This is a genomic window from Enterobacteriaceae endosymbiont of Donacia cinerea (assembly GCF_012569925.1).
GTDB lineage: Bacteria > Pseudomonadota > Gammaproteobacteria > Enterobacterales > Enterobacteriaceae.
Genome location: NZ_CP046204.1, coordinates 72913 through 85564, shown reverse-complemented (window position 1 = coordinate 85564; position 12652 = coordinate 72913). Strand labels below are relative to the sequence as shown.

Sequence of the window (12652 nt, the reverse complement as noted above, 5' to 3'; positions counted from 1 at the left end):
AAATTAAAATATAATCTTGCTATGTATTTTTTTATTAAATACATAGCAATAAAAAATTATGTTCTTTAAAATTTTATTAATGAAAAATATACTTAAAAATTAAAAAAATATTTTCAAACCTTTTCTACCTCCTAATAAATGAAGATGTAAATAAAATATTGTTTGATTTCCATGATTATTACAATTAATAACAATTCTATATCCAGATTTATTGATATGTTTTTTTTTAGCTATTTTTGATGCAACTAATAACATTCTTCCTAAAACTAATTCGTGATTATGATTAACATCGTTAAGTGTTTTTATAAAAATATTAGGTATGATTAAAACATGTATTGGACTTTGTGGTTTTTTGTCATTAAAAGCTGTTACTAAATCATCCTTATAAATAATATCAGCAATAATCTTTTTAGATAAAATTTGTTGAAATATATTTTCTTTATTATTCATAATATTTTACATTTATTTATAATTATTTTCTTTTATAAAATTATCCATTTTTGTTTTTAAATTATCAGATTTAGTTCCAAATATAGCTTGAACTCCATTACCAGCAATAATAACTGCAGAAGCTCCTAATAATTTTAATTCTTTTGAATTAACTTTTTTTATGTTGACAACACTTATACGTAATCTAGTAATACAGGCATCTAAATTAGTAATATTATTTCCTCCACCAAAAGCTTTTACTAATTTTTGAATATAATTTGATGATATATAATTATCTGTATATGTATTATTTTGTATTTTTTCACGTCCTGGAGTTTGTAAATTTAATTTCATAATTATTATTTTAAATATGTAATAATAAAAAATTGCATAAATAAAACCTATTATTGGGAATAACCATATTTTAGAACCATTACCACTCAAAATAATAAAATCAATAAGTCCATGAGAAAAACTTGTCCCATTTCTCATTCCTAGTATAATACAAATAGGAAAAGATAAACCAGATAAAATAATGTGTATTATATATAATAATGGTGCTGTATACATAAAGGAAAATTCTATTGGTTCAGTAATACCTGTAAAAAAAGATGTTAATGCTGCTGATAACATTAAACTACCAATTTTTTTTTTATTTTCTTTTTTTGATGTTTGCCAGATAGCAATAGCTGCTCCAGGTAAGCCATACATTTTAAATAAAAATCCTCCTGCTAATTTTCCTGCAGAGGGATCTCCAGCTATATACCTAGCAATATCACCATGATATATTTGTTTAGTAGCTATATTAATAAATGAACCTATTTCCATTTGAAATGGAACATTCCAAATATGATGTAATCCAAAAGGTAATAAACTTCTTTCTATAATTCCATAAATACCAAATGCAAAAATAGGATTTTGATAAGCAGCCCAATATGAAAAAAATTGTATGAATTTTCCGACAGGAATCCATATAAAAGATAATAATAAACCAATAAAAATAGATGCTAATCCAGAAATAATAGGAACAAAACGTTTACCAGAAAAAAAACCAAGATATTCAACTAATTCTATATTATGAAAACGATTAAACATATATGCTGCAATTGAACCAGATATAATACCACCTAATACTCCTGTATCTGCAAGATGTTTTTGAATTACTATTTCTTGTGTTAAGTGATTATTTAATAAAATAGGTATCATAACTTCAATAGTTTTTGTTAAAATACCATAAGAAACAACAGATGCTAATGCAGATACACCATTATTTTGAGTAAATCCTAAAGAAACCCCAATAGAAAAGATTAATGGCATATTAGCAAAAACAGAACTACCTGTTTTTTCCATAATATTAGAAATAACATTAGGTATCCAATAAAAATTAGCTGATCCGATACCTAATAATATCCCTGCTATTGGTAAAACAGATACTGGTAACATTAAAGATTTACCTATTTTTTGCATATTGGCGAATGTGTTATTAAACATTATAAATATCCTAATTTTTTTCATTATGAAATTTAATAAGTATTATTATTTATTATATTTATATATTTTTTCTAAAGAAAATAATAAATTAATTAATACTAATTTATGATTAATTACATTAATTTTTATTAAAATATTATTAAAAAATAATATTTTTTTTATCATTAATAAAATTTTATCTACTAAAATTAAATTAGATATTTTGTGTATAATATATATTTGATCTAAATTATAAAAAAATTTTTTATCTATATTTAGATGCATTTTAATTACATCTAATAAAATTAGATAAATCCAATTTAAATATAATAAAATATTTTTATCATCTATTATAGATAATAAATTCATAATATCTTCTTCTAAAGAAGAAACTAAAATATTATACAAAATATTTCTTTTTTCCCATATTACGTTATATAATAATTTATATGCATAAATGGGTGCATTATTACATATACGTAGTGCAGTTTTTATAGATTTTTTTTTAAAAAATTTATTATTTTTAATTTTTTTTTTTAACCATAATATTCCTATTTTTTCATTTGGAGGATATATATACCAAAATTGACATCTACTATATATTGTGGGTAATACGTCATTTTTATTTTTACATTGTATAAAAAACCAAGTATTATTAGAAGATTCTTCTAAAATTTTTAAAATAGCATTACTAGATGAAATATTTAATTTATTAGCATTTGGAAACCATATAATTTTACCAATATCTTTATAAGATGATTTATAAATAATATCAGTAATATTTCTAATTAATTCTATACCAATGCTAATTTTTTCTTTATTATTTTGAATAATATGTAAATCAGGATGAATATTTTTTTCTATTAAAATACAATTTTTACATTTAGAACAACTAAAAATTTTTTTTTTATTTATACAAAAAATCCATTTAATTAAAGCAAAAATTAAAGTATTTGTACCTAATCCATTTAAAGAACAAAAAATATAAGCTTTATAATTTTTTTTATTTAAAAACTGATAAATTATTTTTTTATAAAAATAATCTAGCCATGGATACCATGGTGAAATAGGATTTTTTTTCATTTTATGGTGATATTAATTTATATATAATTTTTTTAACTGATAATTTTACATTTTTTAAATTATTATTTGCATTAACTATTTTTATAGTTTTACTTTTATTAGCTATTTTTAAATAATAATTTCTAACTCTAGAAAAAAAATTTATAGATTCTTTTTCAATTCTATCATATGTTTTAAATTTTCTTCTTTGTAAAGAAATTATAGGATTTACATCTAAATAAATAGTTATATTTGGTTTTATATTATTATTAATAAAATTTTGTAAAAATAATATAATTTTTTTATTTATATTTCTCCCCCCTATTTGATAGGCAAATGTAGATAAATCATATCTATCTGATAAAATCCAATTATTATCAATATTTTTTCTTATAACATTATCTAATAATTGTAATCTAGCAGCATATATTAATAATAATTCTGTTTTATAAGAAAAATTTTCTCCTTTAGAGAATTTAATAATATTTCTTAATTTTTCTGCAATTGGAGTCCCTCCTGGTTCATGAGTTCTAATTACATTTTTAATATTAAGATTATTAAATAATTTCATTATATAATGACAAATAGTAGATTTTCCTGAACCATCTATTCCTTCTACTACAATAAATTTTTTTTTATTCATTTTATTTTTTAAGATTATATATCTATTATTAGATCATAATATAATATTTATTTTTATAAATAAAAAAATAAAAATTTTAAATATTAAAAATTATATTTTTTTAAAAATTAATGATGCATGAGTTCCTCCAAAACCAAAAGAATTACATAATACATATTCCATATTACGAACATCTCTTGAAATTTTAGGAATAAAATCTAAATCTAAATTTTTATCAGGATTATCTAAATTAATTGTAGGAGGAACTATTTGATTTTTTAAAGATAAAATAGAATAAATAGATTCAATTGCACCAGCAGCACCTAATAAATGTCCAGTAATTGATTTAGTAGAACTTACACATAATTTATAACAATTATTTTTAAAAATTTTCTTAATAGCATTTACTTCCGCTATATCTCCTAAAATAGTTGATGTACTATGTGCATTTATATATTTAATTTTTTCAGGATCAAGATTAGCATCTTTAAGTGCATTTAACATTGCTAATTGTGCTCCTTCTCCATTAATGGAAGGAGCAGCTATATGATATGAGTCATTACTCATCCCAAAACCTACTAATTCAGCCAAAATATTTGCATTTCTTTTTCTTGCATGATTATATTCTTCTAAAATTATTATACCTGCACCATCTCCAAGTACAAAACCATCTCTATCTTTATCCCATGGTCTACTTGCTTGTTGTGGTTTATTATTTCTTTTAGATAAAGCATTCATTGCACAAAAACCACTTAAACTTAAAGGTGTTATAGCTTTTTCTGAAGCTCCTGTTATCATTACATCAGCATCATTATAAGATATCATCTTAAAAGCAATTCCAATATTATGTATTCCAGAACTACAAGCTGTACTAATTGTTAAACTAGGTCCTGTTATTTTATAATTTATTGCAATATTCCCGGTTAACATATTCATAAGTGTTGATGTCATAAAAAATGGAGTTATTTTTTTAGGGCCTTTTTTATATAAAATATTAGCATTTTTTTCTATTAAATTAATACCTCCTAAACCAGAACCTACAGAAATTCCAAATCTAGGATTGTAAGATTTTTTTAATATTAAACCAGAATTTTTAATAGCTTCTTTACATGCTACTAAACCGTATTGAATAAATAAATCAATATTTTTTTTTTTTTTATCAGAAATATAATTCTGATATTTAAAATTTGTTATTAATCCAGCAATTTTAGTTTTATATTTACTAGTATTAAAAGTATTAATAAAATTAATACCACTATTACCATTAATAAGATTAAACCAATTAGATTCTATTGAATTTCCTATTGGAGTAATCATACCAATACCAGTAATTACTACACGCCTATGTTTAAACATTATATATCTTCTATATAAATTATATTTAATAATTTAATTAATATTATGGAATAGAGTAAAAATATATTTTTACTCTATCCCATAATATCAATTAAATTTTATTTTTTATAATTATTAATATAATTAATAGCTTCTTGAAGAGAAGTAATTTTTTCAGCATCTTCATCTAAAATTTCAATATTAAATTCTTCTTCTAAGGCCATTATAATTTCTATAGTATCAAGAGAATCTGCACCTAAATCTTTTTTAAAAGAAGAATCATGAAAAAATTTTTTTTTTTTAATTCCTAATTGATTAATAATGATTTTTTTAATACGTTTAGTAATAGAATTACTCATAATCTTTATATTTCCTATAAAATTATTTTAGATAATTTATTTTGAAAAAATAAAATAATAAAATTATCCCATATACAAACCACCATTAATATTAAGTATTTCTCCTGTAATATAAGATGCTTTTTCAGAAGCTAAAAAAATTACAGCATCAGCTATTTCTTGAGGATAACCAAAACGTTTAGATGGAATTTGTGCTATGATACTATCATGATTTTTTTTTTGAAGATTTAATGTCATATTAGTTTTAATATAACCAGGAGATATAACATTTACGGTAATACCTTTAGAAGCTACTTCTCTAGCTAAAGATTTACTAAATCCAACAATTCCTGATTTAGATGCTGCATAATTAGCTTGTCCTATATTTCCAGTAATTCCTATAGTAGATCCAATATTAATGATACGACCAAATGATTTTTTTAACATATAATAAATAACTTCTCTACAAATTCTAAAAATAGAAGTTAAATTAATTTGTAATACATCATCCCATTGATAATCTGTCATATTTAATACAAGCCTATCATATATGATCCCAGCATTATTAATAAGTATATCTAATTTTTTAAAGTTATTTATAATATATCTAATTAAATTATTAATCATACATGGTGATTTATTTTTTAAATCAAGAATTAAACCAGTTCCATTTTTACCTAAATAATTATTAATTTTTTTTATTCCATTAATATTAGTTGACGTACCTATTACATAGGCACCATAATTTGCTAATGTGTTAGCAATACTATAACCTATCCCTTTACTTGCTCCAGTAACTAAAGCTATTTTATTTTTAAAATGAATATTTTTTAACATATGTTTGTATTAAATTTTATATTTTTTAGATGTTAAAAGAAATGTTTTTACATTATAAATTGAATTTATATTAATATTTTTTGTAATTTGTTGTGATATTTTTTTCAACATATTTTTAGGAGTAAATTCTATTATATTAAATATATTTTGTTTTTCTATAAAATTTATACATCCCACCCAATTAATTGTAGAATATAATTGTTTTACTAAATTTTTTTTGATTTTTTTAGATGAGTTTTCATGTCTACAATTTGTACTATTAATAAATTTAATATTTGGTTTATTTATAATAATTTTATCTAAAAAAATTTTAAATTTATATGCTATTGGTTTCATTAATAAACAATGAGAAGGTATATTTATATTAATAGGTATTATATATGCACCTAAAGATTTAAATATTTTAATGGCCTTTATTATAGCTAATTTATTTCCACTAACTGTTATATTATTAGGAGAATTATAATTTGATATTGAAATAACATTATTATTTATTGATATTTTTTTACAAATATTTTCTATTTTTTTTTTTTTAATCCAATAATAGTTTTCATATAATATCCATTAATTTTGAAATCATTCAAATGAGATGATATTTCATGCATTAATTTTCCTCTGAATTCTACTATTTTAATAGCATCCATAAAACTAATAATATTACTACATACCATAGCTGTATATTCACCTAAACTATAACCAGTAACTATACTAGGTAATATTTTGTTTTTTTGTATCCATAGTTTATATATAGCTATAGATGTTACTAAAATAGCAGGTTGTGTATAGTATGTTTTATTTAATTTTTTTAAAGGTCCATTTTTAATAAGGTTCCATAGATCATATCCAAGTATTTCTGAAGCAAAATAAAAAGTTTCCCTTATAATTTTATATTTTATATATAAGCAAGATATCATTCCAGTAAATTGAGTTCCCTGTCCAGGAAAAACAGCAGCAAATTTTTTCATATTTTATAATAAATATTTATTTTACATTATTATTATTCTTAATAAGAATACGTTTTCCTCTATAAAATCCATCATCAGTTATATGATGATATAAATATTTTCTTCCTGTTTTTTTATTTATTAATAAAATTTTATTATTAGATAATTTATCATGAGAACGTCTCATTCCTCTTTTAGATCTTGATTTTTTATGTTTTTGAACAGCCATATTATTTATTTATATACCTTTTTATATTATCGAGTAATGTTATATAATATCTAATTAAATAAATTTTTATTATAAATATGTTTGTTTATATTTGCAATATTATTTATTTACATCTTAATTTTAATAAACAATTATTTAATTCATTACTTAATGGAGCAAAAATTCTAATTTTTTTATTATTTTTTGGATGTATAAAAGTAATACTTTTAGCATGTAAAAATAATCTATCTAAATTATAATATTTTTGAAATTGAAAATTAAAATTCTCATCACCATATCTTTGGTCATTAACGATAGGAAAATTTAAATAAGACATATGAACCCTAATTTGATGTGTTCTCCCTGTTATAGGATTAATTTTTATTAACATAATATCTTTATAATTTTTAATTATTTTAAATTTAGTTTCTGCATATTTACCTTTATTATCTATTTTTACTTTAATTTTTTTATTTGAAAAATTTTTTATTAAAAAATTTTTAATATAAATATATTTTTGTTTGAAACAATTACCTTTAACTAAGGCAATATATTCTTTAATTATTTTTTTTTCCATTAATTGTTTTTGTAAAGTTTTTAATATTGATCTTTTTTTAGCTATTAATAAAATACCAGAAGTTTCTTTATCAATTCTATGTACAAGTTCTAAAAATTTTTTTTTTTTAAATAAACATCTAAAATTTTCAATAATACCATAGTTAATTCCACTACCTCCATGTACTGCTATACCAGAAGGTTTATTTATAACTAAAATATATTCATCTTCAAAAATAATTGTTTTTTTTAAAAATTTTATTTTATCTAAAGTTAAGTTATATTTAACTGGTTTTATTTTATTTAGATATATATCAGGAATTTTTATTATATCATGAGATTTAATTTTAAACTTTGGAAGTATTTTTTTTTTATTAACTTTTATTTTTCCTTTTCTTAACATTCTATATATCATACTTTTAGGTACATTTTTAAATTTATTTATTAAAAAATTATCAATTCTTTGTGTATCAATAACAGATGGAACAATTATAATTTTGTACATAATATTATAAAAATATTTATAAAATAAATTAGCAATTATATTAATATAATTAAAAAATATAAAAAAATATAATAATATTTATTATTTTAATATGCTTTAATATAAAATTATTATTTAAAATAAAATTTTATGTTAATATTATTTTAGTTAATAATTTTTTATAAAGTTTTATAAAATATACATAATCATAAAGTATATTCTATTATTATAAAATAATTAGTATTTTAGTTTTTACCTATTCATTAAATATTAAATATAATTTTCTTATTATATAATTTTTTTGTTTTTGTATAAAAATATTAATAAATTTATAAAATAAATACATGAGTAAGTTATTATGAAAAGAATGTTAATAAATGCTACTCAACATGAAGAAATACGTGTTGCTTTAGTAGATGGACAAAAGTTATATGATTTAGATATAGAAAATTCTAATTATATACAAAAAAAATCTAATATATATAAAGGTAAAATTACACGTATTGAACCAAGTTTAGAAGCTGTTTTTGTAGATTATGGAGTAGAGAAACATGGTTTTTTACCAATTAAAGAAATTACAAAAGAATATTTTTCTAATCAAAATTTATATAATAAACTAAATTTAAAAGATTCTTTATTACTTGGTAAAGAAATTATTGTACAAATAAATAAAGAAGAACGAGGGAATAAAGGAGCATCATTAACAACATTTATTAGTTTGGCTGGAAGTTATTTAGTATTAATGCCTAATAATCCTAATTCAAATGGAATATCAAGAAAAATAGAAGGTGATAATAGAAAATATTTAAAAAATATTATATCATTATTATACTTACCTCATAATATGAGTGTAATTATTCGTACAGCTGGTTTAGGTAAAAATATAGAAACATTTAAATTAGATTTAAAATTTAGGTTAAAACATTGGGAAACAATAAAAAATACAGCTAAACATAAACCTGCTCCATTTTTAATATATCAGGAAAGTAATATAATTGTCAGAGCATTACGTGATTATTTATATCAAGATATTAATGAAATTTTAATTGATAATCCTAAAATATTAAAATTAGCAAAAAAACATATTAATATTTTAGGAAGGTCAGATTTAAAACATAAAATTAAGTTATATAAAGGAACTGTTCCTTTATTTAGTCATTATCAAATAGAATCACAAATTGAAACTGCTTTTCAACGAAAAGTTCAATTATCTTCAGGTGGATCAATTATTATTGATACTACAGAAGCATTAACATCAGTTGATGTTAATTCTTCTAAAGCTACTAAAGGTATAGATATTGAAGAAACAGCTTTAAATATTAATTTAGAAGCAGCTGATGAAATTATTAGACAGTTAAGATTACGAGATGTAGGAGGATTAATTGTTATAGATTTTATTGATATGGTACTTTTAAAAAATAAAAAAATTATAGAAAAAAGATTATTAAATAAGATAAGTCAAGATAGAGCTAAAATTCAAATAAATAATATTTCAAAATTTGGATTATTAGAAATGTCTCGTCAAAGATTAAAATCATCTTTAAAAGAATCTAGTTATTATTTATGTCCTAGATGTTTAGGAAATGGTAATTTAAGAAATAGTAAGTCTTTATCTTTATCTATTTTAAGATTAATAGAAGAAGAATCTTTTAAAGAAAATACAAAAGAAGTATATGCTATAGTTCCTGTAACAATAGCATCTTATTTGTTAAATGAAAAAAGAAATGTAGTAAATGCAATTGAAAATAGAAAAATAAGAACTTTTATAATTCCTAATGATAAATTAAATACACCTAATTATTATATTTTAAGAATAAAACATGGAGAAGATAAAAAAAATGTTTATTTTTTTATAAAAAAAATTCTTAAATTAAATTTAAGTTTTAATAGTTATCATTATTTTAAAAATAAGTTTTTAAATAAAATTTTGATAAATAAAGATATTAAATTTAAAACATCAAAAATATATAATCAATCCAGAATAGAAAAAAAAAATTATTCTTTTTTTAAAAAATGTAAATTATTTAATTTTTTAAAGAAAAAAAAAATTTATTTAAAAAAATTTAAAAATTTTTTTATACAAAAAATAATCTTTATAAATAAAATTATTTTAAATATATTTAATAAATATTTATTTTATAATAAAAAAAGTAGTTTAAGTCAAAATATTAATAATTTTTTAAATAAAACAAATTTGAACAAAGAAAAAATTTTAAATTTTTATAAAAAAAAAAATGTTCCAATTTCTAATTTAATAAAAAATAACTTAAAACCAATAAAATTAAATAATCAATTAATATATAAAAATCAAAAAAATAGTCATAATAATTTTAATTATTTTAAATTAAAAAAATTTTTAAAAATACAAGTAAATAAAAATTCTTATTTAAATAAAAAGAAATATATTAAAAATAATATTATTACTGAAGATCAAAAAAATAATATATCTAAATTTTCTATAGAAAATAAAATTGGATTTAATAAATTAAAGAATCATATTAAAACTAATAAAATAATATTAGATAAAGTAAAATTAAATTTTAAAGAAAATTTAATATCTAAAACAAATATAATTATTCCAGATTTAATTGATAAACATCATTTTAAAATTAAAAATAATAATTTTTTAACAAAAAAAAAAATGTATAAAAGTTATATTTTATCAAATGGAAAAAAAATACAAAATAATTTTCCAAATTATTTTAATAATAAATTAATTAATTCATCGTTTAATTCAAAAAATAAGAAAGGCGCAGGGGGACATGCAGCTAAAAGATATGCTACATCTCCAGTAAAAAGACCATAGTTTTTTTATATATTATAAAAAAACTAATATTTTATAAAAAAATATTTATATAAAAAATCGATTTTATTTATAAAAATATTATTTTAATAATTTATAAAGTTTACTCTAGTATTTTACTTACATACAGCGAGTAAACTTTAATATTATATAATTTTCAAAATTTTATTTATTATATCTTTAGCATCACCAAATAACATATAACTATTATCTTTATAAAATAAAGGATTACTAATACCTGAATATCCTTGATTCATACTTCTTTTAAGAATAATAATATTATTAGCTTTCCAAACTTCTAATACAGGCATACCTGATATTGGACTATTAATATCTTCTTGAGCTAATGGATTAACTGTATCATTAGCACCTATTACTAATACAGTATCTGTATTAATAAAATCTTTATTAATTTCATCCATTTCTAATACTATATCGTATGGTATATTAGCTTCTGCTAATAATACATTCATGTGACCAGGTAAACGTCCTGCTACAGGATGAATAGCAAATTTTACTATAATATCTAATAAACGTAATTTTTTTACTATTTCGGAAAGTGGATATTGTGCTTGAGATACAGCTAATCCATATCCAGGAACAATAATAATTCTATTAGAATTTTTTAACATTTCTACTGTATTTTCAATAGATATTTTTTTAAAACTTTGTATATCTTTATCTTTTTGTGTTGTAATAATATTTTTATTAAAAAATTTATTATTTCCACCAAGTAGTACATTAATAAACGATCTATTCATTCCTTTACACATTAAATATGATAGAATAGCACCAGAAGAACCAACTAAAGCTCCAGTTATAATTAATAAATCATTAGTTAACATAAATCCTGAAGATGCAGCTGCCCATCCTGAATAAGAATTTAACATTGAAATTACTACAGGCATGTCTGCTCCACCAATACTCATTATTAAATGGAAACCAAATATTAATGAAATTAAAAATATTAATCCTAATGCTGTAATTTGTAATGTTACATTATGTGTTTTTAAAAAAATTATCATAAAAATAAATGATATTATTAAAGTACAAATATGTATTTGATTTTTATATTTTATATTTAAAGTTTTTGATTTAATAAATCCTGATAATTTACTAAAAGCAACAATAGAACCTATTAAAGTTATTGAACCAATAAAAATACTAATAAAGATTTCTATTAATTGAATATGAATATTTTTATAAAATAAAATTTTATTATAAATTAATAATAAATAATTATTAAATCCGACAAGAATAGCAGTTAATCCCACAAAACTATGTAATATTGCTATTAATTGAGGCATTTTGGTCATGTCAATTTTTTTTGAAATAATAATACCTATAATAGAACCTAAAAAAATTGCTCCTAATACATAACCAATATTATTTATTGGAGATTTTAATATAGTAATAATAATAGCAATAAGCATACCATTAATAGCAAATAAATTACCTCTTTTAGAGGTTTCTTTTTTTGAAAGATTAGCAATACTTAATATGAATAATATTGCAGATATAGTATATATAAATATTAATGACCTATCAAACATTTATAAATTCTC

Annotated in this window: 13 protein-coding genes; 1 reads left to right on the top strand and 12 read right to left on the bottom strand. The window is 19.6% G+C overall.

The annotated features are described in order from the left end of the window. Positions 1-99 precede the first annotated feature (99 nt). The 11 genes from GJT94_RS00445 to GJT94_RS00395 all read right to left on the bottom strand — a co-directional run bounded on the left by GJT94_RS00445 (position 100) and on the right by GJT94_RS00395 (position 8305). Positions 100-450 (bottom strand): HIT domain-containing protein, encoded by a 351-nt coding sequence (locus GJT94_RS00445; RefSeq protein WP_168894186.1) that lies wholly within the window; start codon positions 448-450, stop codon positions 100-102. Between the two features lie 12 nt (positions 451-462). Next, positions 463-1920, bottom strand: a complete 1458-nt coding sequence (gene ptsG / locus GJT94_RS00440) for a PTS glucose transporter subunit IIBC (protein WP_168894185.1) — start codon at positions 1918-1920, stop codon at positions 463-465. A gap of 45 nt (positions 1921-1965) precedes the next feature. Then, the gene (locus GJT94_RS00435) at positions 1966-2982 is read right to left on the bottom strand and encodes a DNA polymerase III subunit delta' C-terminal domain-containing protein (protein WP_168894184.1); all 1017 of its coding nucleotides are present in this window, start codon (positions 2980-2982) and stop codon (positions 1966-1968) included. Between the two features lies 1 nt (position 2983). Beyond that, positions 2984-3604 carry a dTMP kinase gene (gene tmk, locus GJT94_RS00430; protein WP_168894183.1) on the bottom strand — a complete coding sequence of 207 codons (621 nt, stop codon included), beginning with the start codon at positions 3602-3604 and terminating at the stop codon, positions 2984-2986. A 90-nt stretch (positions 3605-3694) separates the two neighbouring features. Beyond that, positions 3695-4939: a beta-ketoacyl-ACP synthase II gene (fabF, locus tag GJT94_RS00425; protein ID WP_168894182.1), complete on the bottom strand. Its 1245-nt coding sequence runs from the start codon at positions 4937-4939 to the stop codon at positions 3695-3697. A gap of 98 nt (positions 4940-5037) precedes the next feature. Further along, positions 5038-5277, bottom strand: a complete 240-nt coding sequence (gene acpP, locus GJT94_RS00420; RefSeq protein ID WP_168894181.1) for an acyl carrier protein — start codon at positions 5275-5277, stop codon at positions 5038-5040. 63 nt (positions 5278-5340) lie between these two features. Continuing rightward, the gene (fabG, locus tag GJT94_RS00415) at positions 5341-6081 is read right to left on the bottom strand and encodes a 3-oxoacyl-ACP reductase FabG (protein ID WP_168894508.1); all 741 of its coding nucleotides are present in this window, start codon (positions 6079-6081) and stop codon (positions 5341-5343) included. Positions 6082-6102: 21 nt separating this feature from the next. Further along, a complete protein-coding gene (locus tag GJT94_RS00410) occupies positions 6103-6429 on the bottom strand; it encodes an ACP S-malonyltransferase (protein WP_168894180.1) in 327 nt (108 codons plus the stop codon). Positions 6430-6611: 182 nt separating this feature from the next. Next, positions 6612-7058 (bottom strand): ACP S-malonyltransferase, encoded by a 447-nt coding sequence (locus tag GJT94_RS00405; RefSeq protein WP_168894179.1) that lies wholly within the window; start codon positions 7056-7058, stop codon positions 6612-6614. A 16-nt stretch (positions 7059-7074) separates the two neighbouring features. Beyond that, on the bottom strand, positions 7075-7266 hold the full coding sequence (gene rpmF / locus GJT94_RS00400; protein ID WP_168894178.1) for a 50S ribosomal protein L32: 192 nt from the start codon (positions 7264-7266) through the stop codon (positions 7075-7077). A gap of 103 nt (positions 7267-7369) precedes the next feature. After that, a complete protein-coding gene (locus GJT94_RS00395; protein WP_168894177.1) occupies positions 7370-8305 on the bottom strand; it encodes an RluA family pseudouridine synthase in 936 nt (311 codons plus the stop codon). A 337-nt stretch (positions 8306-8642) separates the two neighbouring features. On the opposite strand from GJT94_RS00395, the gene GJT94_RS00390 reads away from it, so the two are divergent. Next, complete coding sequence (locus tag GJT94_RS00390; RefSeq protein WP_168894176.1) at positions 8643-11090, top strand: Rne/Rng family ribonuclease; 2448 nt, start codon at positions 8643-8645, stop codon at positions 11088-11090. 143 nt (positions 11091-11233) lie between these two features. On the opposite strand, the gene GJT94_RS00385 is transcribed toward GJT94_RS00390, so the two are convergent. Beyond that, positions 11234-12640, bottom strand: a complete 1407-nt coding sequence (locus GJT94_RS00385; protein ID WP_168894175.1) for an NAD(P)(+) transhydrogenase (Re/Si-specific) subunit beta — start codon at positions 12638-12640, stop codon at positions 11234-11236. Between the last annotated feature and the right edge of the window lie 12 nt (positions 12641-12652).